Source organism: Pseudomonas sp. B14(2022) (genome assembly GCF_012030485.1).
Classification (GTDB): domain Bacteria; phylum Pseudomonadota; class Gammaproteobacteria; order Pseudomonadales; family Pseudomonadaceae; genus Aquipseudomonas.
In genome coordinates, this window is sequence record NZ_JAAUVM010000008.1 from 122,532 (window position 1) to 149,335 (window position 26,804).

At 60.5% G+C, this 26,804-nt stretch carries 23 protein-coding genes; 18 read left to right on the forward strand and 5 right to left on the reverse strand.

The window, feature by feature from the left end; genetic code table 11:
* Positions 1-73: 73 nt before the first annotated feature.
* Both HCF10_RS14415 and HCF10_RS14420 read right to left on the reverse strand, forming a co-directional pair.
* Positions 74-355, reverse strand: a complete 282-nt coding sequence (locus HCF10_RS14415; protein ID WP_044274278.1) for a peptidylprolyl isomerase — start codon at positions 353-355, stop codon at positions 74-76.
* A 671-nt stretch (positions 356-1,026) separates the two neighbouring features.
* Positions 1,027-1,521: a DUF1543 domain-containing protein gene (locus tag HCF10_RS14420; protein WP_131699303.1), complete on the reverse strand. Its 495-nt coding sequence runs from the start codon at positions 1,519-1,521 to the stop codon at positions 1,027-1,029.
* A gap of 106 nt (positions 1,522-1,627) precedes the next feature.
* Here HCF10_RS14420 and HCF10_RS14425 point away from each other — a divergent pair, with 106 nt between their 5' ends.
* A complete protein-coding gene (locus HCF10_RS14425) occupies positions 1,628-2,449 on the forward strand; it encodes an aldo/keto reductase (RefSeq protein ID WP_131699304.1) in 822 nt (273 codons plus the stop codon).
* Positions 2,450-2,502: 53 nt separating this feature from the next.
* On the opposite strand, the gene HCF10_RS14430 is transcribed toward HCF10_RS14425, so the two are convergent.
* Complete coding sequence (locus HCF10_RS14430) at positions 2,503-3,018, reverse strand: Hcp family type VI secretion system effector (protein WP_048729440.1); 516 nt, start codon at positions 3,016-3,018, stop codon at positions 2,503-2,505.
* Between the two features lie 471 nt (positions 3,019-3,489).
* On the opposite strand from HCF10_RS14430, the gene tssA reads away from it, so the two are divergent.
* Genes tssA through HCF10_RS14510 form a run of 16 tightly spaced genes read left to right on the forward strand, consistent with a single transcriptional unit; the run spans position 3,490 to position 23,383 of the window.
* Positions 3,490-5,046, forward strand: coding sequence for a type VI secretion system protein TssA (tssA, locus tag HCF10_RS14435; RefSeq protein ID WP_167655812.1), 1,557 nt, complete (start codon positions 3,490-3,492; stop codon positions 5,044-5,046).
* A gap of 32 nt (positions 5,047-5,078) precedes the next feature.
* Positions 5,079-5,576, forward strand: coding sequence for a type VI secretion system contractile sheath small subunit (gene tssB / locus HCF10_RS14440; RefSeq protein ID WP_131699306.1), 498 nt, complete (start codon positions 5,079-5,081; stop codon positions 5,574-5,576).
* 27 nt (positions 5,577-5,603) lie between these two features.
* Complete coding sequence (gene tssC, locus HCF10_RS14445) at positions 5,604-7,079, forward strand: type VI secretion system contractile sheath large subunit (protein ID WP_131699307.1); 1,476 nt, start codon at positions 5,604-5,606, stop codon at positions 7,077-7,079.
* 14 nt (positions 7,080-7,093) lie between these two features.
* The gene (gene tssE / locus HCF10_RS14450) at positions 7,094-7,495 is read left to right on the forward strand and encodes a type VI secretion system baseplate subunit TssE (protein ID WP_145337601.1); all 402 of its coding nucleotides are present in this window, start codon (positions 7,094-7,096) and stop codon (positions 7,493-7,495) included.
* Positions 7,485-9,272 carry a type VI secretion system baseplate subunit TssF gene (gene tssF, locus HCF10_RS14455; RefSeq protein WP_167655813.1) on the forward strand — a complete coding sequence of 596 codons (1,788 nt, stop codon included), beginning with the start codon at positions 7,485-7,487 and terminating at the stop codon, positions 9,270-9,272. Before tssE ends, tssF begins: the two co-directional genes overlap by 11 nt.
* Entirely contained in the window at positions 9,236-10,243 is a 1,008-nt protein-coding gene (tssG, locus tag HCF10_RS14460; RefSeq protein WP_167655814.1) for a type VI secretion system baseplate subunit TssG, read from the forward strand. The genes tssF and tssG overlap by 37 nt, the downstream gene beginning before the upstream one ends.
* A gap of 12 nt (positions 10,244-10,255) precedes the next feature.
* Positions 10,256-12,823, forward strand: a complete 2,568-nt coding sequence (gene tssH, locus HCF10_RS14465) for a type VI secretion system ATPase TssH (protein ID WP_167655815.1) — start codon at positions 10,256-10,258, stop codon at positions 12,821-12,823.
* On the forward strand, positions 12,820-14,352 hold the full coding sequence (locus tag HCF10_RS14470) for a sigma-54 interaction domain-containing protein (RefSeq protein WP_167655816.1): 1,533 nt from the start codon (positions 12,820-12,822) through the stop codon (positions 14,350-14,352). Before tssH ends, HCF10_RS14470 begins: the two co-directional genes overlap by 4 nt.
* Positions 14,353-14,394: 42 nt before the next feature.
* Positions 14,395-14,526, forward strand: coding sequence for a type VI secretion protein (locus HCF10_RS31425; RefSeq protein ID WP_131699313.1), 132 nt, complete (start codon positions 14,395-14,397; stop codon positions 14,524-14,526).
* Positions 14,527-14,542: 16 nt separating this feature from the next.
* On the forward strand, positions 14,543-15,712 hold the full coding sequence (tagH, locus tag HCF10_RS14480; RefSeq protein WP_167655817.1) for a type VI secretion system-associated FHA domain protein TagH: 1,170 nt from the start codon (positions 14,543-14,545) through the stop codon (positions 15,710-15,712).
* A 5-nt stretch (positions 15,713-15,717) separates the two neighbouring features.
* On the forward strand, positions 15,718-16,203 hold the full coding sequence (gene tssJ, locus HCF10_RS14485) for a type VI secretion system lipoprotein TssJ (protein ID WP_131699315.1): 486 nt from the start codon (positions 15,718-15,720) through the stop codon (positions 16,201-16,203).
* 1 nt (position 16,204) lies between these two features.
* Positions 16,205-17,533, forward strand: coding sequence for a type VI secretion system baseplate subunit TssK (tssK, locus tag HCF10_RS14490; RefSeq protein WP_167655818.1), 1,329 nt, complete (start codon positions 16,205-16,207; stop codon positions 17,531-17,533).
* A 5-nt stretch (positions 17,534-17,538) separates the two neighbouring features.
* Positions 17,539-18,402: a type IVB secretion system protein IcmH/DotU gene (gene icmH / locus HCF10_RS14495; RefSeq protein ID WP_178116773.1), complete on the forward strand. Its 864-nt coding sequence runs from the start codon at positions 17,539-17,541 to the stop codon at positions 18,400-18,402.
* 15 nt (positions 18,403-18,417) lie between these two features.
* Complete coding sequence (gene tssM, locus HCF10_RS14500; protein WP_167655819.1) at positions 18,418-21,789, forward strand: type VI secretion system membrane subunit TssM; 3,372 nt, start codon at positions 18,418-18,420, stop codon at positions 21,787-21,789.
* The gene (locus HCF10_RS14505; RefSeq protein WP_145337534.1) at positions 21,756-22,514 is read left to right on the forward strand and encodes a PP2C family protein-serine/threonine phosphatase; all 759 of its coding nucleotides are present in this window, start codon (positions 21,756-21,758) and stop codon (positions 22,512-22,514) included. Before tssM ends, HCF10_RS14505 begins: the two co-directional genes overlap by 34 nt.
* Positions 22,511-23,383 (forward strand): serine/threonine-protein kinase, encoded by an 873-nt coding sequence (locus tag HCF10_RS14510; RefSeq protein ID WP_131699319.1) that lies wholly within the window; start codon positions 22,511-22,513, stop codon positions 23,381-23,383. Before HCF10_RS14505 ends, HCF10_RS14510 begins: the two co-directional genes overlap by 4 nt.
* Here HCF10_RS14510 and HCF10_RS14515 read toward each other — a convergent pair.
* On the reverse strand, positions 23,359-23,688 hold the full coding sequence (locus HCF10_RS14515; RefSeq protein ID WP_131699320.1) for a DUF6388 family protein: 330 nt from the start codon (positions 23,686-23,688) through the stop codon (positions 23,359-23,361). The genes HCF10_RS14510 and HCF10_RS14515 overlap by 25 nt on opposite strands.
* Before the next feature lie 207 nt (positions 23,689-23,895).
* On the opposite strand from HCF10_RS14515, the gene HCF10_RS14520 reads away from it, so the two are divergent.
* Positions 23,896-25,971 carry an EAL domain-containing protein gene (locus HCF10_RS14520; RefSeq protein WP_131699321.1) on the forward strand — a complete coding sequence of 692 codons (2,076 nt, stop codon included), beginning with the start codon at positions 23,896-23,898 and terminating at the stop codon, positions 25,969-25,971.
* Here HCF10_RS14520 and HCF10_RS14525 read toward each other — a convergent pair.
* Positions 25,968-26,801 carry a metal-dependent hydrolase gene (locus HCF10_RS14525; protein ID WP_131699322.1) on the reverse strand — a complete coding sequence of 278 codons (834 nt, stop codon included), beginning with the start codon at positions 26,799-26,801 and terminating at the stop codon, positions 25,968-25,970. The genes HCF10_RS14520 and HCF10_RS14525 overlap by 4 nt on opposite strands.
* Positions 26,802-26,804 lie beyond the last annotated feature (3 nt).

A 26,804-nucleotide genomic window follows, 5' to 3' on the forward strand; every position in this document is an offset into this window, starting at 1 on the left:
CGTCGCCAGTCGTCACATGCACAACGGCCCACCAAAAGGCGGGCCGTTGTTTCAAGCAGCAGCGCGGACGGGATCAGTCCTGGCGGCTGGTGACTTCCAGCAGGTGGTAGCCGAACTGGGTTTTCACCGGGCCTTGCACGGTGTTGACCGGGGCGCTGAAGACGACGGTGTCGAATTCTTTAACCATCTGGCCTGGACCGAACGAACCCAGGTCACCGCCCTGGCGGCTGGATGGGCAGCTGGAGTTGGCTTTGGCGATTTCTGCGAAATCGGCGCCGCCTTCGATTTGGGCCTTGAGTTCGTTGCACTTGTCTTCAGTGGCAACAAGGATGTGACGGGCGGTGGCTTTGGCCATGGGGATTAACTCCTTGAGTAAAAACGGTGAGCGTACCGGATTCAGGCGGTTATTTCCTGGCAAAGTTCCGCTGGGTTTCTGGTTGGTGCGTTGAGCTTGGGTATTGGCGTGATGGAGTGAGATCCAGAGCAGACTGATATCTGCCTGATGCATAGCGATCAAATGTGGGAGGGGCGGTGCGACGATTCGACTTGCTCCCGATGGCGGCATGACAGCCGACCAGGATGTTGGATCAGACCGAGTACATATCCGTTGCTGCGGTAACTGCCACTTAGGGTTCCGCCCTTACGGCGGGTCACTTTTGGAAAAGAGCCGGAATGCCGGCCCAGCCCAAAGTAACCAAAAGGGCTCTTGCCCCAACACTCGGCACCTCGCCTAGGCTCGGTGTGCCCGAACGCAGGCTTGAATCCGTGGGCCGCCGTCATGGGCCATCCCTGGCCCAGGACGGCTAACCCGGCGTCCTGCCGGGTTACCCACGGATTCAAGCCTGCGTTCGGCCAGCGTGTTTGATGGGGCGCCTGAGATCAAGATCAAGAGCCAGAGCCAGAGCCAGAGCCAGAGCCAGAGCCAGAGCCACAGCAACAGCAACAGCAACAGCAACAGCAACAGCAACAGCAGTGTTGCGTCTGACATTACCTAAGTCATCTGATGTCCGGTCGAATAAACCCCCATCAATTCAAGACGATGTAGTCATTCTGCTGAATGATCGGCCGATGGTCACCTTGCACCAGGTGCAGGTAGCGGCCGTCCACCAGGTCGATGGGCAGGCAGTCGTCGATATCCATCACGCCGTCGGTGTGGGCCTGGGACCAGTGGCGCAACATTTGTTGCTTGCCCTTGCGGGTTGCCTCCTGTTTGTTGCGGGCGACCACCAGCAGGTAGTGGTGGGCTTCGCCAAAGCTGTTGGTTTCATAGCCGCCAAGGTTGATGAAGTACAGGTGATGGGCGTCGGCAGCGGGGGCCAGTTGGCTGAGTTCGACCTTCCAGCCGTCGACGCCATCCACCGCCATCCACGAATCAATATGCACACCCTTGGGGCTGCCAAACCAGCCCTCGCGCAATTGCGGGTAGGTGCCTTCCAGCGTGTCCGCTACGGCGAACACCACATCGTGAACTTCAATTCTTGCCCGTGGGTGCTTGCCCCCGAGCATCACGACAAACAGCATTGCAGGTCCTTCCTGGCGACTTGGCAAAGGGTAACCATACTTCGATTGAACCCTTTTGTCCGGGTAATGCCACACTGTTAATCCGCGAATTCATCAGGAGGTTGTCATGCGCACCATTGATCTGGCGGGCGTTCCCGTCCCTGTCATCGGCCAGGGAACCTGGCGCATGGGCGAAGACCCAGACCGGCGCCGCGCCGAAGTTGCGGCATTGCAACTGGGGATCGACGAGGGCATGACTTTGATCGATACCGCCGAGATGTATGGCGAGGGTGGCGCCGAGGAGGTCGTCGGCGAAGCCATCAGCGGCAGGCGCGACCAGGTGTTCCTGGTGAGCAAGGTCTACCCGCACAACGCCAGCCACAAGGGCGTGCCCCGTGCGTGTGAAGCCAGCCTCCAGCGCCTGGGCACGGACTACATTGATCTGTATCTGTTGCATTGGCGTGGCCAGTACCCGCTTGAAGAAACCGTCGAAGCGTTCGAGCGCCTGCGTGAGGCGGGCAAGATCGGCCGCTGGGGCGTATCCAATTTCGATGTGGCCGACCTGCAGGAACTCGCATCCCCGGCCTGCGCGACCAATCAGGTGCTGTACAACATCGAAGAGCGCGGGATCGAATTCGACCTGTTGCCCTGGTGGCAACAACACCATTTGCCGCTGATGGCGTACTGCCCGATTGCCCAGGGTGGGGCGTTGCTGTCCAGCCAGACCCTTAAGCAGATCGCCCGCCGCCACGAGGTCACGCCCGCCCAGGTCGCCCTGGCCTGGGTGCTGCGCCAGGACGGTGTGATCGCCATCCCCAAGGCGGTCACCCCGGAGCATGTACGGCTTAATGCGGCCGCCGCCAAGGTGCTGCTGGATGAGCACGACCTGGATGCCATCGATCGGGTGTTCGGCGCACCCAAGCGCAAGCATCCCTTGGCGATGGTGTAGCTGCTTGGCAGAAACGGTGCCATCCCTGGCACCCGTTCCTGCACAGGTCCGACTTAACCCGCTACCGGGCTGCGCCAGTCATCCGATCCGGATGTGCCGGACACTTCGTGGGTCCATACGATCTTGCGATAGGTGAAATACACATCCTCCAGGTGAGTGAAGTGGGCATTGTCCGGGTCCTGGCAATTGGGCATGCGGGATTGGATGTCCACGAGCGTCGCGCCCTCCAGTTCAATCGTGAAGTAGTGCTCCTGGGTGCCGGCCGATGATGTTCGGAACCACTCCAGTCGGCATTTGACCTCTTCACCGCTGGTCAATGCGCTGAACAGCAAGGGCGATGACTTATCGAAGACCTTGCTGATCATCAACGGCTTGTGGACCCTCTGGCCCGTCGGCTGACCCGACTGCGGGTCGCGGGGGATGATCACCTGATGAGCAAAGGCCTGGACCAGAATCTGGTCTTCATGGCCTTCCTGATAAATGTTGCCTACCGAGTCCTGGGTAAAAGTGCCTGCCGTAATCAAACCTTGTTTGACACCGGTGATGGAAAGATACGCGGGTGTTGGCATGACGGGTTTCCTTGCCTGATTGATGAGGTCGTTCCAACCGGTAATGGTGCCGGTCGGGCAACTCTCATTAACAAGAAGCGTGCCCGAAAGTATCAGTCCCAATAAAAACAGTGGGTCCGGCGGTCAGTGGGGTGGTTTTTTGATTGGAGGTGCATGATTTAATCGAATATATGCAGAATACGTTGCGCATAAGTGCGCATTTAGTTGCTCATGGAGTTTGGTTTGTTGGTATTGGGCTTGGCAAGGATATTCGGAAACAGATGAGGGTTTAACTGCGCAAAACCCTGCGCAGGCCTTGAATTGCAGTGATTGTAGGAAATTACTTAAGTGTCGAGGCGCTGCTTGTTGAATGCTGTTTGCATGGCTAAGGTTTACGAACTTTGCGGTGGCGCTGGCGAAGATTGGATGGCGCTTTGATATATGGTTTAAATGTTAATGCTTTGAACTTTTTGTTTTGGGTAATTGTGCCGAATGTCTTATTCAGAAAAACTCTATAACGATTACCTTGAACTTGCACGGTCGCCCTGCACGCGGACGAGTTTTGCCGGCAGCGATATGCGCTATTCAAGTGAGTATGAAGTTCTGGAGTTCGAATTGGGCAAGGCGCAATCGATTCATGCGGGCGTCCAGACCGACTGGCAGAAGGTCCTGGAAATCGGCGAGTACCTGTTGCGTCAACAATCCAAGGATCTGCGGGTCGTCGTCTGGCTGACCTGGGCATTGTATCAACGGGAATCCTTTCCAGGGCTGTTGGCCGGCCTTGGGTTATTGCGCTATCTCTGTGAGCATCATTGGTCTGCGGTCTATCCCGAAAAACCGCGTACTCGTGGCGCAGCCTTCAGTTGGCTGGCGGGGCGCCTCGAGTCCCTCTTCGCGCAAAACCCGTCGCTGCAGGGTCAGCAGCCCTTGTTCGAATCCGTGCTTGAACATCTGGTGTGTCTCGATAAGTGCTGTGTCGAGCGCCTGGAAGATAACGCGCCGCTGTTCCTGCCGATTCGCAGGCAACTGGCCCAGCGGTTGGAGCGTGTTGCGCAAGACGATTCTCCGGTCGCGAGCTTGGGCGATATTGCCGGGCAGGGGCAGGTCAAGCAGGTGACCACTCTGTTGCAGAATGCCGAGGTTGTGGTGGGCACCGAGAAAGATGCCCACAAGTTGCTGCGCGCCTTACAGGATCAGGCCCGTCCTTTGTGTGCCTGGTGGTTGCGCCAGAACGCCGCTGACCTGCGCGCACTGCGCCTGAATCGGGCGCTGACCTGGCTGACCCTCGTCAGCTACCCGGACGCTGACAGCGAACGGATAACCACCTTGCGCGGGCCTGCACCCGACAAGCTCAAGCGTTATCAGGAGCGGCTTGCCCAAGGCTATTACACCGACTTGATGCTCGAACTCGAGGCCAGTCTCGCCGGTGCGCTGTTCTGGTTTGACGGGTTGTACATGGTCTGGCAGTGCCTGGAGGCGCTGCAGGCCGACCTGGCCATGACTGAGCTGGAAGTGAGCTTTGCCCTGTTGCTGCAGCGCTTGCCCAACCTGCCCGAGTTTCGTTTTCACGATGGTGCTCCCTTTGCCGATGTCCCCACGCGTAACTGGATCGCGCAGCAGGTTGCCCGTCATCTGCAGTTGCCCGAATCACTGACAGTGGTGGATGCCGATGCCGAGCCTTGGGAGGCGGCCTTGCAAGCGGCACGACTGCGGCTGCGCAAGGACGGGCTCAAGGCGGCCGTCCATGAACTCAAGCAGGGCATGCATGCCGCTCACAGCGATCGTGCCCGTTTTCATTGGCGACTTGCGCAGGCGCGTCTATGTGGGCAGGCGGGCAAACACGAGTTGGCGAAGATCCAGCTCGAACATCTGGACAACGAGCTGCAACGCAGGGGCCTGGAACACTGGGAGCCGGAGTTGGCCTTGCAAGTGACCCAACTGCTTCATCGTTGCTGTGACTTGTTGCCACAAAACCAGGCCGTGCGCGAGCGTAAGGAAGACACCCATCGCAGGCTATGCCTCTTCGATCTTGAAGCGGTACTTGAATAGGCTTTCGAGCCACTTGGAAAAGGAGAAACACAATGGCCAAAGAAGGTTCGGTAGCGCCCAGGGAACGTATCAATATCACCTTCAAGCCCGCCATCGGTGGGGCGCAGGATGAAGTCGAACTGCCGTTGAAGCTGCTGGTGCTGGGTGACTTCACCCAGCGTGAGGATGTACGCAAGCTTGAAGACCGCAAGCCCATTGCCATCGACAAGAACACCCTTGATGACGTGCTGGCCAAGCAAGCGCTAAGCCTGACGCTGAACGTACCCAATCGCCTGCAGGAGTGTGCTGAGGTCGAGGAGCTGGCCATTGAGGTGCGTATCAATGCCATGAAGGATTTCAATCCCGCGAACCTGGTGGAGCAGATACCCGAATTGCACAAGCTGATGGCATTGCGTGAAGCACTCATGGCTCTCAAAGGACCGCTGGGCAATACACCAAGCTTTCGCAAAGCCATTGAGCACGCCCTGGCGGATGACGAGTCCCGCGCCCGGGTATTGGCCGAGTTGGAACTGGGCAACCACACCGCCTGACATTTTCAGTAAAAGGACACTGACCGCATGACCACCCAACAGAATCCGATACCGGAACACACCAGTGAGGATTACAGCATCCTCGACAACATCATTGCCCAGACACTGCTGAGTGCGGATGACGAGGCCTATGCCATCGCCAAGCGGGGTGTCTCGGCGTTTATCGAGGAGTTGATCAAACCACAGAACCACGGCGAGCCCGTCAAGAAGCGCCTGGTCGACCGAATGATTGCCGAGATCGATACGAAGCTCAGCCAGCAAATGGATGAAATTTTGCACCACCCGGAGTTCCAGGCCCTGGAAGCTTCCTGGAAAGGTTTGCAATTGCTGGTCGACCGCACCAATTTTCGTGAAAACATCAAGATCGAACTGTTGAACGTCTCCCGGCAAGACTTGCTGGATGATTTCGAAGACTCACCGGAAATGACTCAATCCGGGTTGTACAAACATGTCTACAGCGCTGAGTACGGTCAATTTGGTGGTCAGCCTGTGGGCGCGATCATTGCCAATTACTTCCTGTCCCCCAGCGCGCCCGATGTGAAACTGATGCAATACGCTTCAAGTGTCGCGTGCATGGCGCACGCGCCTTTTATTGCCGCAGCCGGGCCGGCGTTCTTCGGCCTGGAAAGCTTCACGGGACTGCCTGACCTCAAGGATCTCAAGGACCATTTCGAAGGGCCGCAATTTGCCAAATGGCAAAGCTTTCGCCAGAGCGAAGATGCGCGTTATATCGGTCTGACCGTGCCGCGCTTCCTGCTCCGTACGCCCTATGATCCCCTTGAGTGTCCTGTCAAGACCTTTGCCTACCAGGAAAACGTGGTGAGCAGCCACGAGCATTACCTGTGGGGCAATACCGCCTATGCCTTCGCCACACGCCTGACCGAAAGCTTCGCGCGGTTCCGCTGGTGCCCGAACATCATCGGTCCGCAAAGCGGAGGGGCCGTGGAAGACTTGCCGTTGCATCACTTCCATAGCATGGGCGAAATCGAGACCAAGATCCCCACCGAAGTGTTGGTGTCCGATCGCCGCGAATACGAACTTGCGCAAGAGGGCTTCATTGCCTTGACGATGCGCAAGGGCAGTGACAATGCCGCGTTTTTTTCCGCCAGTTCGGTGCAGAAGCCCAAACAGTTCGGCATCAGCGCAGAGGGCAAGGACGCCGAGCTGAACTATCGCCTGGGGACCCAGTTGCCCTACATGATGGTGGTCAACAGGCTGGCCCATTACCTGAAGGTATTGCAGCGTGAACAGTTGGGTTCGTGGAAAGAGCGCACAGACCTCGAGCTGGAGCTCAACAAGTGGATTCGCCAGTACGTCGCCGACCAGGAAAACCCCAGTGCCGAAGTGCGTGGGCGGCGTCCGCTGCGAGCGGCCCGCATCGTTGTCAGTGACGTAGATGGCGAGCCTGGCTGGTACCGCGTCAACCTGAGTGTGCGACCGCACTTCAAGTACATGGGGGCGGACTTCACTTTGTCTCTGGTTGGCAAGCTCGACAAAGAATGAAAGAAGGTCAGGGGATGCCCCACAAACATAGCCTTTTCGAGCGCCTCGAACGCCCGGCGGCCGCACATGCCTGTGGCGTGACGTCCATTGCCAGCCACCTGGGGAAAATGCTCAGTATCCGTGCGGGCAGTGTTCAGACATTGCCGGACTACGGCTTGCCCGATCTTAATGATATGAACCAGAGCCTGCATGAGTCATTGAGCCAGTCGCGCTTGTTGATCGAGCGATTCATACGGGCCTACGAGCCACGATTGAAGCAGGTGCAGGTTACTGCATTGCCGCGCGATCACGACCCTCTGGCCCAGGCGTTCTCCATTGAGGCCACGCTGATGGTGGCGGGTGTCAAGCAGCCCGTGGTGTTCGTTGCGCGACTATGCGAGCCCGGACGAGTCGAGGTTTTGCCGGATGTCCTTTAATCGTTATTACCAGAGCGAGCTGAGTGCGTTGCGTCAACTCGGGCGGCGTTTCTCCGAACGTAACCCTGCGCTCGCGCCGTTTCTTGCCGACCCAGGGCAGGACCCGGATGTGGAACGGTTGTTGGAGGGCTTCGCGTTTCTCACCGGTCGCTTGCGCCAGAAACTGGATGATGAGCTGCCTGAGCTGACTCATTCCTTGATGCATTTGCTGTGGCCCAACTACATGCGGCCGATGCCCGCCTTCAGCATCTTGCAGTTTGATCCGTTGAAGCACGTCGGCCCTGGGGTGATGGTCGCGCGGGATACCCCGGTCGAAAGTGCTGCCCTCAAGGGTGAGCGTTGTCGCTTCCGTACCTGTTACGCCACGCAAGTCCTGCCGCTGCAACTGAGCGCTCTGGAATACAGCCTCCAGGGCGAGGTTGCGCTGTTGAGCCTGCACCTGGACATGAGTGTCGGGGGCAACTTCAGTGAATGGACGTTCGATCAACTACGTCTGCACCTGGCGGGTGATCGCTGCATCAGCCGAGGGCTGTACCTGAGCCTGTTGCGTCATCTCGAGGGTATCGAGTTGCTACCTTTGGGTCGCGATGGCCTGCCGGTCAGTGGGGAGGATGGGCAACCCCTCTCGTTGCGATTGGGCGCCGACCGGGTACGCCCGGTGGGATTCAGCGAGGAGCAGGCGTTGATTCCGTATCCAATGAATACCTTTCGTGGATATCGTCATTTGCAGGAGTACTTTGCCTTTCCTGACAAGTACCTGTTTGTCGACGTGGTGGGCCTGGATGTACTGCACGGTTTGCCCCATGAGCTGCTCAAGCAGGTGTGTGCGGTGGTGCTGCGTTTCAAACTGCGTAACCCATGGCGTGATCCCCATCACCCCACCCTGGACAACGTGAAGCTGTACTGCACGCCCATCGCCAATTTGTTCAAACATGACGCCGTGCCGATCCGCCTGGACGGCAAGCAGGACGAATACCTGGTGATACCGGGTGAATACTCACGGGAAAACGCCTGTGTATTTTCCGTGGACAGTGTCACGGGTTGGCGCCCCGGCGGGTCGGGATATCGGACCTACGTACCGTTTGAGTCCTTCGAGCATGACAGCGATGACGCACTGTCGGCGGCCTCCGCCAGCTACAGCATTCGCCAACATGCATCGGCACAGCACGCGGGCCTCGATACCTGGCTAGGGTTTTCCAATGCTCCGGAGCATGGCCCGGAAACCCTGTCGATCGAGCTGACGTGTACCAACCACGACCTGCCTCGGCTGCTTCAGATCGGGGAGATCAACCAACCTTGCGAGCAGACACCGGAAGGGTTGTCGTTTCGTAATATCTGCATGCCGACCGCGAGCTATTCGCCCCCCCTGGAGCAGGACTTTCTCTGGCGGCTCATCAGCAACATGTCGCTCAACTACCTGTCATTGACCGACATCAATGCCTTGAAGGTCATTCTCGAAACCTACGACCTGCCGCGCTACCACGACCGGCAGGCGCAGAAAGTCAGTGAGCGAAAGCTTGGCGCATTGCGATCCATCAGGCACTCGGCTGTCGACCGACTGCACCGTGGCTTGCCGTTCAGGGGCTTACGAATCGACCTGACGATTGATCCACAAGGCTTTCTTGGCCAGGGCGAGGTGTTTGTGTTCGCGTCGGTACTCAACGAATTCTTCGCGCTTTACGCCAGCCTTAATACCTATCACGAATTGCGAGTCATCAGCACACAAGGAGACGTGTACCTATGGCCACCCCGGATGGGCCAGCAGCCCCTGCTTTGACGGCACTGTCCAGCGTCATCCGCGAATACTCGCTGTTCCAGGCGGTTTTGCAGGTGATCAGGCGTTTGCGCGATGCTCATCCGATGCTGGATGACGACGCGCTGTATGACTTGTTGGAGTTTCAGGCCAACCCAGGTCTTGGTTTCCCCGGTCACGATATTGAGCGGGTGGAGTTTTTTGTTGAACACGGTCAATTGCGCGCGCGTCTTTGCCTCAACGTGTTGGGGCTGTGCGGCGCTTGTTCGCCATTGCCGGCGTTTTATGGCGAACAAGCGATTGTTGACGGTGCGGGCGGCAAGGCTACCCGGGACTTCCTCGACCTGTTTCATCATCGGTTACAACGGCTGATGCTGCCGATCTGGCGCAAGTACCGGTACCGGGCGTTTTTTCAGGCTGGCGCCCGGGATGTCTTTTCCGAGCAGATGTTTGCCTTGATCGGGTTGAAGGGCCAGCACCTCCGCGCGACTACCCAATTGAACTGCAAACGGCTATTGCCCTACCTGGGGTTACTCAGCCTGCGAGCCCATTCGGCAGCCTTGATCGAGACGGTGCTGCGTTACTACTTCAAGCACACCCGCTTGTTCGTCGAGCAGTGGGTAGAACGCTCGGTGGTCATTGCCGTCCCCCAGCAAAATCGGCTGGGTGCCACCAACAGTGTGCTCGGTCATGACCAGGTGCTGGGTAGTCGGGTCACTGACCGCAGCGGCAAGTTCAGGGTGCATGTGCAGGGCCTGGGCTGGCAGCGTTTTCATGAGTTTTTACCCACGGGTGGGGACTATCCGTTGCTGTGCGCATTGCTACGGCTGACGGCACGCGACCCTCTGGCCTATGACCTGCGCCTGGTACTGCTCAAGGAGGAAATCAGGCCATTGCACATCGGCGAACACAACGTCTGCCGCCTCGGCTGGACAACTTGGCTGGCGCATGGGTGTGCCGACGGTGTGGTCATTGTGACCAGCAATGCTGATTAGGGATGAATGATTATGATGAATGTGGACCTGCAACAACTTATCCAGACATTGGCTCCCCAGGCGCGCCGAGACCTTGAACGCTCGGCGGAACGTTGCGTGGCACGCGGCGGCAGGGAAGTGTTGGTGGAGGACCTGCTGCTGACCCTGCTGGAATACCCCCACGGCATTCTGGTGCGGGCGTTGGTGGATGCGGGTGTGGAGCCAGGCGAGCTGCAGGCGGCCCTGCATCCCCAAGCTGGCACGAGTGCCTCGCGTAATCCTGTGTTTACCCAGGCCCTGGTGCAATGGCTGCAGCAAGCCCTGATGTTGGCCCGCCTGGAGCTGCGGCAGGCGGACGTTGATCACGGCGCTCTGTTACTGGCGCTGTTGCGTCATCCGTTACAACACGCCGGCAGTGGTTATCAGGCGGTACTGAACCGGTTGGATGCACAGCGTGTGTGCAGTTATTTGTTGAGCCTGGCGCCTGAGGTCGACCCTGTGTCGAGCAGCGATGCGTTGCTGGCGCGCTTTACCCATGACTTGACCCGTCAGGCCCGGGAAGGCGGTATCGACCCGGTGTTGTGTCGCGATGCCGAAATTCGCCAATTGATCGACATACTTGTGCGCAGGCGCAAGAACAATCCGATCCTGGTTGGCGAAGCCGGGGTGGGTAAAACCGCCGTGGTTGAAGGGCTTGCCCTGCGCATCGCCAGCGCAGAGGTGCCGGAGCCGCTCAAACACGTACAGGTGTTGACCCTGGATATGGGCCTGCTTCAGGCCGGCACGGGGATCAAGGGGGAATTCGAACGGCGCCTCAAAGGCGTGATCGATGAAGTCAACGCCTCACCAACACCGGTGATCCTGTTTATCGACGAGGCGCATACACTGGTGGGCGCGGGCGCCCAGGCAGGTGGGTCCGATGCTGCCAATCTGCTCAAGCCCGCCCTGGCCCGTGGCGAGTTACGCACCATCGCCGCCACCACTTGGTCGGAATATAAGAAGTACTTCGAAAAAGACCCGGCATTGGCGCGGCGTTTCCAGCCTGTGCAGGTCGGCGAGCCCAGTGTTGAGCAGGCGGTTTCGATCTTGCGCGGCCTGGTTCCGGCGTATGAGCGCAGCCATGGCGTGTATGTGCGGGATGATGCCATTGTCACGGCAGCCCACATGAGCGCGCGCTACCTGGCTGGGCGGCAGTTGCCCGACAAGGCCGTGGATGTGCTGGACACCGCCTGCGCCCGCATGAGAACCAGCTGGGAGACGGCGCCCGAGGCATTGCAACGCCTTTACGCCGAGCAGGCGGAAGGCGCGCGCCAGCGCCAGGCGTTGAATCGCGACAGGGATGCCGGGTTGCCTGTGGACGAGCAGGCCTTGCACGCGTTGAACCTGCGCCTGGAGACCGTGGAGCGCGAGCGTGAACATCTGGAGCAACACTGGTTGGAACAGCGAGCATCGGCGCAGCAGGTGCTAGCGCTGCGCCAGCAATTGGATGCTGCTCGTGGTGCAGGGCAGAACACTGAGACCCTTGAACATGCCTTGGCCCAACAGCGCCAGGTACTGCACGCGCAACAAAACGGCCAGCCATTGGCCGGCATCGAGGTTTGTCCAGGTCTGGTGGCACAGGTCGTCAGCGCCTGGACCGGTATTCCTGTCGAACGACTGGCCCTGGAAAGCAGTGAAAGGGTGTTGGGCTTTGCCGATGCATTGCGTTCGCGCATCCTCGGCCAGGAACACGCCGTGCAGATACTTGAACGCAACTTGCGCGCGGCTGCCACCGGGCTCAATAAGGCGGATGCCCCGGTCGGCGTATTCCTGCTGGTTGGCCCAAGTGGCGTGGGCAAGACCGAGACGGCCCTGGCCCTCGGCGACCTGCTGTACGGCGGGCGGCGTTTTGTCACCACCCTTAACATGTCGGAGTTCCAGGAAAAGCATTCCCTTTCCCGGCTGATTGGTGCTCCCCCCGGTTATATCGGTTTTGGCGAGGGCGGCGTGTTGACGGAGGCTGTGCGCCAACGCCCGTATTCGGTCGTGCTGCTGGACGAGGTCGAGAAGGCTGATCCGGAAGTAGTGAACCTGTTCTATCAGATTTTCGACAAGGGACTGGCCAATGACGGGGAAGGTCGGGAAATCGATTTTCGCAACACGCTGATCCTGATGACCTCCAACCTGGGCAGCGAGTGCATCGATCAATTGTGCGCAGGCGACCGGCGACCTGCTGAGGAGGTCCTGCACGAAGCCATTCGCCCGTTGCTGCGCAAGCACTTCAAGCCTGCCTTACTGGCGCGAATGCATGTCGTGCCGTATTACCCGATCACGGGCGAGGTTCTGCATGATCTGGCAAGGCTCAAGCTGGACCACTTGGGGCAAAGGTTGCAACTGCGCAAGCTCACCTTCAGCTATACGCCCGAACTGGTTGCGTGCGTCGCCGAGCGTTGCGCTGAGGGTGACAGCGGTGCCCGCTCTATCGATCAATGGATCGACGCACACTTGCTGGCGCAGGTGGCGGATCGGTTGCTGGAGGCCATGGCCGGGGGCGAATCGCTGTCCCGGGTGCATGCCGGCCTGGATGGCAGCGGTTGTCCTGTCTGTGAGGTCAGCCAATGACGGAAAATTCTTTCAACCGGTTGCCCCACCCCTCGGAGTACGCCGACGCGATGCTGAGTTGGTTCACCCGTCTGGGGATCGAAGGTGACGCGACAACCTTGCCGGATCTGTGTGTCGCGGCGGTAGCTCAACTGAGCCAGTGCGAACTCAGCCAATTGTATTGGCGCGACGAGGCGACAGGTCGGCTTGCCCTGATTGCCCAGCATTTGCCAGGCGTGCGGCCACCCGACGAGCTGGCTTCAGGCGCGGATTTCCAACATGAGCAGGTGTTGCAGTATGTGCTCAGTCAGCGCACTGCCTTGAGCCTTGAGCATCTGGAAAACAGCTTCTATGAAAGCCAGTTCCTTCCTGCGATGGCGACGCCTTGGCAATCGTTGACGTGCATGCCGTTGTTCGGTCAGCACAGGACTCTCGCGGGCGTGTTGCTGTGCGCCAGCCAGCGTCCGAAACAGTTGGAGCACTACACCCACTCATTGACCCAACTGGGCAGCTTTGCCTTGAGGCAACTTGCACTGATGCAGCGTCTGAGTCCTGCGGTGAGTGTCACGCCACCTACGTGCCGCACGCCGGGCACCTATGCCACGTTCGGATTGATCGGCAACAGCAAGGCCATGGATGAGACGTGCCGCTTGATCGGCAAGGTGCTGAATACGCCCTACACCGTGCTGCTGCATGGCGAGACCGGTACCGGCAAAGAGGTGGTGGCGCGCGCCATCCATACCGCCGGTCCACGCGGTGCTAAAGCCTTCGTGGTGCAAAATTGTGCAGCCTTTCCCGAAGGGCTGCTGGAAAGTGAACTGTTCGGTTATCGCAAGGGGGCGTTCACGGGGGCTGAACGCAACTACACCGGTTTGTTCGACACCGCTCACGGCGGCACATTGCTACTCGACGAAATCGGCGATATGCCGTTGTCGTTGCAGGCCAAATTATTGCGGGTTTTGCAGGAAGGCGAGATTCGCCCATTGGGTGCCAGTACGGCCCATAAGGTCGATGTACGCATTATCGCTGCGACGCACCGTGATCTCCCTGCGATGGTGGCCCAAGGCAGCTTTCGCGAGGACCTGTATTACCGGCTCGCGCAGTTCCCCATTGAGTTACCGGCCTTGCGTGAGCGTGATGGCGATGCGTTGCTGTTGGCTCGGCATTTTGCGCAAAAGGCCTGCGCTGCGCTGGGTCGCGTATCGGTGGGCTGGTCAAGTGCGGCGTTGGATCAACTGTCCAGCCATGGCTTCCCCGGCAATGTGCGAGAACTCAAATGCCTGGTGGAGCGCGCGGTACTGCTCTGTGACGACGGTGTGATCCTGCCGGCGCACCTTTCCCTGTCATCGGCACCCGCCAACGATGCTGTCGATGCAACGTTGCGTCAACGCCTGGAGCGAGTGGAGCGGGTGTTCCTGATTGATTGCCTGCACAAGAACCGTGGCAATCGTACCCGTACCGCGCGGGAGTTGGGCGTCGCGCGCCGCACGCTGCTCTACCGTCTGGCGCGCTTGAAGATTCCGGTTGGCGATGCCCGAGAGGAATGCTGAATAGCGTATGCGTGGACACCTTACTTTCATGGGAGATTCCTGATGCCTCTTCGTCCGTGGCAAGCCGTGACGCTTGTGCTGTGTTTGCTGGGTGGCTGTAACGCCAATTATGTCTTTGACGATGCTGACTACCGTCCACTGGGTGACCCCCAGGCGAGCCGTCGTGGTCATTGAACAGGGAAGCCTTGCCATGCAATTAGTGCTTGAAGTGTGTTCCGCCAGTGGTGAGCCGCCAGCCCGCAAAACCTTTGATGGCGTCGGCGGTGTGATCGGCCGTGGGACGGCGTGTGACTGGGTCATCCCCGACACCGCGCGCTTGATTTCCAGCCACCATGGCTTGGTCAGTTTTCGCGACGGCCATTACTTTTTGACGGATATCAGCAGCAACGGTATTGGCGTATCCGGCAGCCTGGAGCGCTTGCGCAAGGGGCACGCGCGGCAGATCAGTGATGCAGACGTATACCAACTGGGGGCGTTGGAAATTCGTGCGCGACTGGTCGAGCATCAACGACCGTCGCTCGGGCGGAGCGAGGTGATTCCAGACGATGCTTTCCTGGGGCTGGACCCGATTCAGGCGCTGGATCGCGAACAACGACGCGGCGAGTCATCGCAAGAGCTGGAGGCATTGAACACGTTGACGGAGTCGACCGCCCAGGCATTCTGTCCGGGAACCGTGGACCAGGACCATCTGGTCGTACCGCAATGGGCTGAGCCTGTCAGTGACGTAGTACCTGCACAGCCCGTTGCGGCTGCATCCGCAGTCCCTGAGACGTTCTGGGCGCAGTTCGGCGAGGTGTTGGGAATGGAGGTGGGGGCGCTCGATACGCCGGCCCGCGAGGCCCTTGCGATCAAGGTGGCCGGGTTGTTCAGGCAAGCCATCGAAGGTTTGCAGCAAAGCCTGCGAACTCGCGACGAGCTGAGCAGTGAGGTGCATCTGGATTGGACCTCCCCGGCGCTTATGCGGCAGAACCCCTTGGTGGATTGCCCAGACGCCCAGGCGGCCTTGACGGCGCTGTTGGGGGGCGGTGAGTGGGGGCGTCTGCCGCCCGAACGGGCGGTAGCCCACGCCTGCCGGGACTTGCAGATTCATCAGCTGGCCTTGGTGGTGGCCTGCCGTGCCGTCGTTCGCAGCGCGCTGGCGGCCTTTGCTCCAGGTCACCTGCTGCTGTGCTTCGAGCGCGAGGACAAGCCGCCCAGGCTCCTCACCGATGGCGCTCATTGGCGGGCGTACCAGCGCTATTACCGACGGCTGACCGACGAGGCGTCGTTGGGCGATCAATTATTACGCAACGACTTCTGCAAGGCCTACGAAGAGCAGGTGCGCCTGGTCTCCAGCCTGCATGCGGCTTACCCGGGATGACGTTCATGTATCTAACCACCGTTGCATCAACACTGCTGGCACTGGGCATGTTGGCCGGCTGCAGCAGCGTTTCACCCTTTTCGACCTTGACCAAGCTGGACCTGGCGTTGATGGCCAGTGACGAGGTCAACCCCGACCTTCATGGCCGTCCTTCACCTGTGGTGGTGCATTTGCTTGAACTGCGGCACCCCGTGGCATTCGAGAATGCCGACTTTTTCAGCCTCTATGGGCGGGCCGAGCAGACCCTGCCCAAGGACTGGGTCAGCAGCGAAGAGCTGGAGCTGCGGCCCGGTGAGCGGTTGATGCTCAAGCTCAGTATCGAGCCGCAAAGCCGCTATGTCGGCGTACTGGCGGCCTATCGCGACCTGCCCAATGTGCAATGGCGACTGGTGCTGCCTGTTGCCCCCCAGCAACGGACACGGGCCCGAATAATGCTGGACCAGAGCGGTGTTCGTATTGCCGCCCCGCAAACCGACCGGGCGGAGGATTGAGATGCACATCCATAACGTTATCTGGCAGGAAGGCATGTTGCTGCGGCCCCAGCACTTGCAGCACAACGACCGCTACTACCATCAGCAGCTCAACCGTACGCGCTTGCTGGGCTGCGACGCCTGGGGGTTCCTGACCCTGGACATCGATATGCAGTACCTCAACCTGGGCAAGGTGGTCGTCAACCAGGCCAGCGGCATATTGCCGGACGGCAGCCTGTTCGAGCTCAATGGCGCGATGGAACCTCTGGTATTGCAAGTGCCTGCCAACGTCGGCCGGCAAGCTGTGTACCTGGCGTTGCCGCTGGTCACCGACAATCAGGTTGAAGTGCGCAGGCCGGAGCAACACGAAATCCTGGCGCGCTATGTTGCCTGTGAAATGGAGATCGGGGACTCCAATGCCGGTGTCGATGCCCGTTGCCAGATCAGCTGTGCGCGTCCGGATCTGCGCCTGATGCTGGGGGAGCATCCCGGTGAGCCGTTCAACGTGAAGCTGCAGGTCGCTCAGGTGCTGGACTGCACCCGTGAAGGCGGCGTGCGACTGGATACCGATTTTGTGCCGACGTTCATTTTTTTGCAGGGCTCCGGGTATGTGTCGTCGTGCGTCAAGGAGGTCATCAGTCTGCTGACCAGCCGTGGAGATGCGATTGCCGCGCGCATCCAGGGTAACGGCGCGTCGGCCGGGGCGCAGGTTGGCGACCTCCTGATGCTGCAACTGATCAATCGCGCTGAATTGATGTTGCGCCACTTTTTGAGCCAGGCCCAGGTGCGCCCGGAGGCGTTGTATCGCGAGCTGCTGTCGATCCTTGGTGAATTGGCCACGTTCGCCACCGACAGCAAGCGCGCCCAATTGGAGGTGCGTTACCAGCATGGTGATCAAGGTGCGAGTTTTCGCGAATTGATGGAGCACCTGCGCGCAGTGTTGTCGCGGGTACTGGAGCAGCATGCCATCGAGTTGACGCTGCAACCACGTCAGTACGGTGTGCTGGTATGCCCGGTGAGTGACCTCAAATTGCTGGGGACGGCGACGTTCATCCTGGCGGCAACCGCACAGTGTGATTCGGAAACGCTGCGTCATCGGCTGCCGGCGCATCTCAAGATTGGCCCGGTGGAGCGCATCCGCGAGTTGGTCAACCTGCACCTCACCGGTATCAGGATCAAACCGTTGCCGGTAGCGCCGCGACAGATTCCGTTCCACGCGGGCAAGACCTATTTCATGCTCGAACTCAGCGCCCCGGATATCGCGCAGTTGGAGCAGTCAGGTGGATTCGCCTTGCATGCCAGCGGCGAGTTTACCGAGCTGGAACTCAACTTCTGGGCTATCAGGAACTGAACCCCATGATGATGGACAGTGAATACCCGCAGGACGAGAAAACCGTCTTGCTTGACCGCGAGGGACGCGGTCCGGCGCAGGGGGCTGTGACGGACTTCCCATCGCCGCCGCGCTTCGAGCAGTTGGAGGACAGGATGATCTATACCGCCCGGCTGCACAGCTCGCAGAGTGTGAATGTGGGCCCCAACACCCTGGTGGCAGCGGCTTGGGAATTGTTGTTGCAGGTGGTGCAGCTCAAGGGCAGCTCCGGCCGTGAGAGCCTGCAGACCCTCAACGACCGGTTGTCTTCGGGCATCACGACGTTTGAAGCGCACGCCCTGCACCTGGGGGGCGAGGAAGGTCAGGTGATGTCGGCGCGCTATGTGCTGTGCAGTTTCATTGACGAGGCGGTGGTCACCACCGCGTGGGGCGGTTGCAGCGACTGGTCCAGGTCCAGCCTGTTGAGTCGCTTTCACAACGAAACCTTTGGCGGCGAGAAGTTTTTCCTGCTGCTGGAGCGATTGTCCCGCGACCCCGTCAAGCACGTGGCCATGCTGGAGCTGATGTACCTGTGCCTGTCGCTGGGGTTCGAAGGCCAATACCGCGTGATGGAGCGGGGAGGCGCTCAGCTTGAAGGGGTACGCGACGCGCTGTACCGGCAGATCAGGCATGTGCGGGGAGATCGGCTCTCGATGGCCGCGCCATCGCACGCAGGGAAAGTCCGCGCCGTGCCGGTGCGCATGCTCTGTGCCAAGTGGCTCATGGCTGTCGGGCTGGCCTGTTTGCTGGTGATGTACTCAGGGTTTGCCTGGGTGCTGGGCACGGAGCGCATGACGGTGCTGCAACCTTTTCAATCGTTGGCGTCGGACCAGGCTCAGACGCCCTTGTAACGCTGGGAGCAATGAATGAACGCATTCTTCAAGGGCGCGGGCACGGTGCTGCGCAAGATTTGGTTATGGAGCCTGTTGCTGGTGCTGTCCAGCGCGTTGCTGGTGTGGTTTTTCGGGCCCTTGCTGGCGGTGGATGACTATCGGTTCTGGCAAGGCGCGACGGCTCGTTTGCTGACCATCTGTTGCCTGTTCCTGCTGTGGGGGCTGGCGATGGTGGTGGTTGGCGCGCGTCGCGCCGCACGGCTCAACCAGCCGGAACACCAGGCGCATCATCAGCGCCTGGGGTTGATCCACGATGAGCAGAGGCAGGTACGCGGGCGATTCAAGGAGGCGCTGCAGACCCTGAAAACCTCCCGCCGCTACGGTGATCGCAGTGAGCGTTGGCGAAATACGCTGCCCTGGTACCTGTTGATCGGCCATCAAGGCAGTGGCAAGACCCATCTGCTGGCCGCCAATGGATTGCAGTTTCCACTCGATCGGGCCGAGTCGCCAACCCCGGGTACAACGGCCTACTGCGACTGGTACTTCGCCGATGACGCCGTGCTGCTGGAGACTGCCGGGCGCTACCTGGACCAGCCTGACCGTACGGTGGATGCGGCGGGATGGTCGACGCTGCTCGGTCTGCTCAGGTCGCGCCGCCGGGCTCGCCCGCTCAACGGTGTTGTAGTGACGTTGTCGGTGGACACGCTTTGGGGGGGCAATGAGCACGACCTGGAACTCCATGCGCGTCATGTCCATACCCGCTTGCAGGACATCCAGCAGACGCTGCATGTAGATGTGCCGGTTTATCTGGTGTTGACCCGGGCCGACTGTTTGCCAGGGTTCGCCGAGTTCTTTGATGCGCAGCAGGGCGACGGCACGGAAGACATATTGGGCGGGCACCTGGTGGCGGGCAAGACCGGAACTGACATTGCTCAGGTGCGCGAGGCCTTCGAGGCGCTGCTGCAACGCCTGGGGGCGGAGCTGATCCCACGCTTGCATCAGGAGCGCAGCGGCGAGCGCCGCGGTCGTATGCTGGATTTTCCTCGGCAGGTCGCACGCCTGGGCGACCGCTTGGGCCTGTTTGTCGAGACGGCGTTTTCCGCCCCGCGCTATCAGCGCATCAATGGCCTGCGAGGGTTCTACCTGACGTGTGCGAACGTGGGCGATACGCGCTCGCAGTTTGTCCAGGGCTTGTTCCGCCGGGTGATTTTCGCCGAGGCCGATCTTGCCGGGCTGCATACCCCCGAGCGGCGGCGCCTGCATCGACGCCAAGGGGGGCTGGCGCTGGCCACGGCGCTGGTCATCGGTATGGCGGGGTGGTTATGGGGGCACAGTTATTCGTTCAATCATCAGCGTCTGGTGCAGTTGCAGGCGCTGAACATGCCTGCGCCTGCTCAACCTGATGCGGACGAGAGCCGGGTATTGCTGGCGCTGCTGGACAGTCGTCTGGCAGCGACTCGGGTGTTTCCACCCGTCACCGAGGTCCGCTGGGTCGATCGAGCCGGCTTGTATCAAGGGCAGGTGAGTAGTCCGTTATTGACTAATGCCTATGACGAGAGCTTGCGCCATCAGTTGCTGCCGCACGTGGCAACCCTGCTCGAAGAACAGGTGCAGGCCAGCCTTGGCGAGCGCGAGCGATTGCTGGACAGCTTGCGGGCGTACCTGATGCTCAACTTGCGCGAACGGCGTGATAACGCGTGGTTGGCGGAGTACATGGCAGGCCATTGGTCTGCCCGTTATGCGGGGGATACCTCGATGCAGAAGCGTTTGAACGAACACCTCGGGCGGTTGCTGGAGCAACCGTTCGCAGCCCCGTTGAACGATGCATTGGTGGCCCAGGCCCGCCAGGCATTACGCGGCGAGTCGCTGGCAGAGGTGGTCTACCGCGCGCTGCGCGAACAAGCCCGCAGCCTGGAGCCTCTGCGACTGGCCGATGGCGGCGTGTTCGCCAACCTTGAACCGCCCATACCCGGCTTCTACACCAAAAGGTACCAGCAGTATTTCGAAAAGCAGGGCCCTGCGCTGGTCAATGCCATTGCCCAGGATAACTGGGTGCTTGGGGAAGGTACCGACCTCAGCGCCGTGGATATGCGCCGGTTGCTGCAGGCCCTGGAACAGCGTTATTTGAGTGAGTACGCCGATGCCTGGAGTGAGGCTCTCGGTCGTGTCCGCCTGCAGGAAAATGACAATCTGCGGCACAGCGCCGAGCAGTTGGCGAGCCTGATATCCGCCCAGTCGGCGTTGGTACGCCTGTTGCAGCAGGTTCGCGAAAACACTCGACTGTTACCGGCCCACGATCGGGTCGAGGCGCTGAGCCAGCAGGCCGGTGAGTTAAGTGCCGCGGTGTCCGGTGCGATGGTCAAACCGTTGCAGGGCCAACTACTGCCTGACACGGCCCGGCGTGCGCTGCAGCGCCGCTTCGAACCGCTGCACCAGCTACTCGATGAAGAGCAGAACCCGGGGGCTGAATTGACACAGGCATTTCGGCTGCTCGACGAATTACACCTGCAATTGTCGTCGCTGAGCCGGGAGAGTTCCCCGGAGCAGGCAGCGTTCACCTTGGTCAAGCAGCGCATGGAAGGGCAGCAGCCTCTTCTGGCCAACCTGCGTAATGCCGCCGCACGCTTGCCGCTGCCGCTCAAGGGCTGGCTCGAAGACATTGCCGACCACGTCTGGCGTCATCTGCTCGATGGCACCTATGTCTACGTGAACCAGCGTTACCAAAGCGAGCTCTATGGTTTTTACGCCAAGGCCATCCAGCGTCGCTACCCGTTCAATGCGCATGCCACCAGTGACGTTGCCTTGGGCGATTTCCAGGCATTTTTCAAACCCCGAGGTGCTATGGCACGCTTTTATGAAACGTACCTGCGGCCTTTTGTCAGCGTTGATGGCAACCGGTATCGACTGCGGGGGCTGGACGGTCGCAGCGTGCCGATATCGCGCTCGCTGTTGGACCAACTGGCCAGGGCCCAGATGATTCGGCAAGGTTTTTTCACCGAGGAGCAGGGTGAGTGGGCCGTTCGATTCACCTTGGCGCCCTACAGTCTCGATCAAGCCGTCAGCCGGGCGATCCTGCGGGTGGGTGACCAACAACTGGAATACCGTCATGGGCCGATTGTGCCTATGGCCTTCCACTGGCCAGGCGAGGCGCCTGGCAGTCGCAGCAGTCTGGTGCTGGAACGGGGTACGGAGCGACCCCTGGGGATCGAAAAAAACAGTGGCGAGTGGTCGTTGTTCCGCTTCTTCGACCTGTTGCAGAGTGAGCCGGCAAATGGCAGGGATGCGCACATTCTCAAGGCCGATCTGGCCGGCCTGCGCGCCAATTACCTGCTGACCAGCCAGCGCAACCCGAGCCCGTTCCAGATGGCGGCATGGCGCACGTTCCGCCTGCCGGAGCAACTGTGAACCCGGCGCACACCTGGCGAAGCGCCGGGCGCACGGTTCAAGGCAAGTTGCGTTCGCGCAACGAGGACGCGTTCCTCGATTGCCCACAGCGTGGGTGTTGGGCGGTCGCCGATGGAATGGGGGGCCACCAGGCCGGGGATGTGGCCAGTCAATGGGTAATCAGCAGTCTTGCCGCGCTGCCAGATCAGGGCAGTTTTGATCAGCGTGTCGAGGCAGTCCGGCGCTGCCTGCGCGGGCTCGACAGCCAACTGGGGCAGGCGCCGATTGCGCCGGTCGACGGCCTGGCAGGCATCATGGGCAGTACCGTGGTTGTACTGTTGCTCGAAGACCAGCGTGCGGCCTGCATTTGGGTGGGCGACAGCCGTTGCTACCTGTGGCGCGGGCAGCGGCTGTACCAGCTGTCCCGTGACCATACCGTGTTGCAGCAACTGATGGATACGCAGCAGTTGAGCCTGGAACAAGCCCAGGTCTATCCGGGCGCCAGGGCCTTGACCCGTGCGATCGGCGCCCGACAGGCGCTGAGCCTGGAGGTGCTGGAACTCAGTACCCAGCCTGGGGATGTATTTTTGTTGTGCAGCGACGGCCTGTACCAGGGGCTCAGCCTTGGCGAACTGGGCGGCGCCATGAGCGTAGGCACGCCATGGCGGGTGGTGGATCGATTGTTCAGCGACGTGTTGCGTGGGCCGGCGCGGGATGACCTTACGGCCGTCGTGATCCAGCCATGAGCGAGGAGGCACGCCCGCCGAACTTGCTTGCCGGGCGCTATCAGCTTGAGCGCAAGCTGGGCACAGGCGGCATGGGGGTGGTCTATCGCGCCCGGGACCTGCTGCATGAGGCGTTCGGTGAGCCCGCCTCCAGCGTGGCCCTGAAACGCTTGGACGAAACATTTTCCGCGTGCCCTGACGCCCATGTGCTGCTGTACAGCGAGTTCGCCCTCACACGCCGCTTGCGGCATGACCATGTGGTGAGGGTGTTTTCCTTCGAAGTCGACACGCTGCACCAGGTGGCATTCTTCACCATGGAGTTGCTGCACGGCATGACCCTGGATCGGCTGCTGGTGGAGTGTCCACAAGGAGTGCCCTGGCAGGAGCTTCAGCCCATCGCCTTGCAACTGCTGGACGCGCTGGCGTACACCCACCAGCAGGGTATTCTCCATGGCGATGTGAAGCCCGCCAATATCATGATGGGTGAGCAGGGACTGCGTTTGTTCGATTTCGGCCTGGGCCGGTCGAAAATGCAGCAGACAGCCGGGCTGCCGGGCTTGAACCGCAGCCGTTTGAACGCCTGGACGCCCGCGTATGCAGCGCCGGAACTGATGGCGGGTGGGGGCTTGTCAGCCGGCGCCGATTTGTATGGCGCGGCCTGCGTGATCTATGAGTTGGCCCAGGGCGAGCGCCTGGGCGAGCGCCAGCCCGATCGACCACTGCCGCGGCCGCGCCGATTGCCCAGGCATTGCTGGTCGGCGCTGCACTCAGCGTTGGCCATGGATCCGCAGCGGCGCAGCGTTTCCGTCGCCGAGTTGCGCGAGGCGCTGGATGGCAGGCGGCACTGGTACCTGCCGTTGCGGGTTCAGCCGGGCAAGTCATGCAATTGACAGTACTCGGCCCAGCTCAGGCCGGCCATCTGCGCCACTTCCTTGTGCACTTCAAGACGCTGGGCCTCAAAGGCTTCGCGGGAGTCCGCAGTCAGCTTGAGGGTCAATTCCCAGGCAAACAGGCCCTGGCGCTCGGCTTCAGCCTCGAAGGCTTCATGCAGGCGTTCATCGCGGTACTGTGCGAGGGTTTCGCCCTTGGCTTGGGCGGCAAGCGGGTTAAGGGTGTTGAGTTCAAGGGCTACGCCCGGATGTTCGCTCAGGAATCTATCCAGGGCGCGTTGGTGGTTATCGCCAGGTGGTGTCAAAGGTTAACTCCTGAAAGGGAACGGTATCGGGGCCCTCGGCATGTTCTCGGCGTCGGGGCGCCAATCGTCCACAAGGGCCTAAATTGATTTGGAATAATGACCGGTAGTGTGGCAAAAGTCTTTCGCTCACGGCATCAGGGCGTGTAGCGTTACAGGGGTTTCGGGCCTGCCCCTGGGGGCAGAGAGCGATGGGCAGAGGGATGGGGCATGGCGCAAACGCTATTCAAACTTTTCCTGACTCAGCGCCTGGCGGCTTTGGCCAGCACCGAGTCGTTGCGTGCCATCCGTGAAGGGCTGTTGTGGATCCTGCCATGCCTGCTGGTGTCGGCAGGGTTTCTGATCCTGTCCGAATGCGCCCGAGTGCTGGGCTTCGACCCACAGGTAGTGACATTCCTGGCCGGGTTGCACAACCAGATCAGCTCAGTGATCCCGCTGTTGGTTGCCGCCTCCATCGGTTACATGCTGGCTATCCAGCACCGCCTGCCACAGTTGCCGGTGGCATTCCTGTGCCTGGCCCATGTGGTGGTGGCGACGTTCATACTGCGCGAATACCCCCGAGCCTCGGCGACGTTCGTACTGTTCATTGCTATCGCCTCGCCGTTGCTCAATGTGCCGGCCATTGCCTGGCTGCACCGTTTCCGTTGGACCCGCCTGGTCAACGAGGACCTGGTGGGGCACAACCTCAGGGGCACGATCAATATGGTGGTGCCAGGCCTCATCACGGCCCTGTTGCTGGTGGTGGTGCTGTCCTCGCTGTTGCAGGTTCCGTCTGTGGCGCAGCTCCAGGGGCCTCAGGTGCTGGATGCTCTGGAGTCGCCCTATGGCAGCGGTTTGTTCGTGACCCTGATGAACTCATTGCTGTGGTTTTTCGGGATCCACGGCGTCTACGCCATGCAACCACTGTTTGATGTGCTGGACCAGGCCGTGGTGCTCAATAACGCGGCGTCGGCGGCGGGCGAGCCGATCAGGTATGTGTTGAACAGCGGCCTGCTGGGCAGCTTTGCTTTTATCGGCGGCTCGGGCGGTGCGTTGTGCCTGCTGCTGGCGATCCTGCTGTTTTCCAAGAGCCAGTCCATGCGTCTGCTGGCGGTGGCGAGTTTGCCGCTCTCGCTATTCAACGTCAGCGAGGTGCTGCTGTTCGGCTTGCCGATCATTCTCAACCCGCGCTTGTTCATACCGTTTCTGTTAGTGCCCGCCGTCAACGCCATGGTGGCGTTGACGGTGGTGCAGATGGGGTGGGTGTCGCCGGCGGTAGCCAGTGTACCGTTCACTGCGCCGGTACTGCTTAATGCCTACCTCAGTACCCACGGCGACCTGGCGGCGGTAGCGCTGCAACTGGCGTTATTGGGCTTGGGCACGCTGGTGTACGCACCCTATGTGCGCGCGATTCATCGCCAGGTTGCCGAAGGTGGCACGGTGTACCTCAAGTCTCTGGATATGACCTTCCGCGGCCTGGAAGAAAAAGGCCGGCTGCGCGAACTGGACCCGGTCCTGGCCTCCCACAAGACCGTGGCGCGCCAGGCCAATGAACTGAGCCGCATCCAGCAGATCAGCGACTATGAGTTCTATCTTGAATACCAGCCGCAGGTCTCGACCCGCACCGGCCTGTGTACGGGCTGCGAAGCGCTGATGCGCGCCCGCGATGCGCAGGGCACGGTGCATTCACCGTGGGAGTTCCTGCAGTGGCTGGCCCAGGCTCGGTTGATGCCGGACGTGGATGTGTGGGTGGCATCCCAGGCGATTCGCCAGTACCAGAAATGGCAGAAGCTCGGCTTTGCTCTGCCGATGACCATCAATATCTCCAGCGCCACCCTGACCGACGCCGCCCACGGCGAACGCCTGGTGGAGATCCTCGCCCAGGCCCATGGCCAGGTGTCGGTGGAGATCACCGAAGACGCGCTGGTCAGTGACATCCCGGCCACGCGGCAGAATATCCAGAAATTGCAGGCCATCGGCGCCAAGGTCTATATCGATGATTTCGGCACCGGGTTTTCGGCCTTGAGTTACCTGCACCAGTTCCCGGTGGACTTCATCAAGATCGATCGCAGTTTCGTGGTGGCGCAGCACGATCCCAAGGGCGCCCAGGTCCTGACTGGCATGCTGCGTTTCTGCGAAGCGCTGAACCTGGGCGTGGTGGTGGAGGGCGTGGAGACCGCCGAGCAGTTGGCCTTCTTGAACACCGGCGCCGAGCTGATCATTCAGGGCTGGTATTTCAGCAAGGCGCTGCCGGGCGATCAGTTGGAAGGTTTTGTGCGCGAGCGTGCGGCCATGGCGCAGGTCTAGTAGCCGCGCTGGGTCTGTTCGATCTCCTCGACCAAGCTATCGATACCTGTCAGGCGTGCACGGTTGTCGTGATCCCAGGGGTGAAAGCCGGGTTTGAAGTAGTGCAACCACGGCCGCAGCATGCGTGGGAAAACTCCTTTGGGACCATAAAGAAATTTCAACATGCGCCAGAAGCCTTTGAGGTGCCCACCCGCCTTGCGGTCGGCAATCAACAGGCGCACATGAAAATCCAGCACCACCAGCCAAAAAAACACTGTGGTGGTGAGCATGGCGCCCGTGCGCAGCAGGTAGCGTTTGGGCCCAGGCTCGATCACCGTATTCCACACATCAAATGCCACGGCTTTGTGTTCGGTTTCTTCCAGGGCGTGCCAATACCACATCTGTTGGTAACCCTTGAGCGAATCGCCAAAGCGTGACGGATCGCTCAGCAGGATCTCCGCGAGCATCGCCGTGTAGTGCTCAAGGGCAATGGTGATCGCCAGGTTGAACGACGGCGCGAAGTGTTTCTTCTGCAGATCGAGGATGAACTTCAGCCGACGGTCCAGGGTGTGCGCCGGAAGTCCGGCTGCTTGCATCAGGTCGTTGTAGGCCACATGTTCGCGGCTGTGCATGGCCTCCTGGCCGATAAATCCCTGGATCTGTTTCTTTAGCTCCGGGTCGTCGATGCGTTGGCGGTAGTGGCGCACGCTGTCCATGAAAAACAGCTCGCCCTGGGGGAACAGCAGCGACAAGGCATTGAAGAAATGCGTGATGAACGGACCCTGTTCGTGCCAGTCGGTGATGCGCTCGGCGGGCAGGGCAAAATGGAGGTCGCGGCGGATTGGCAACATAAT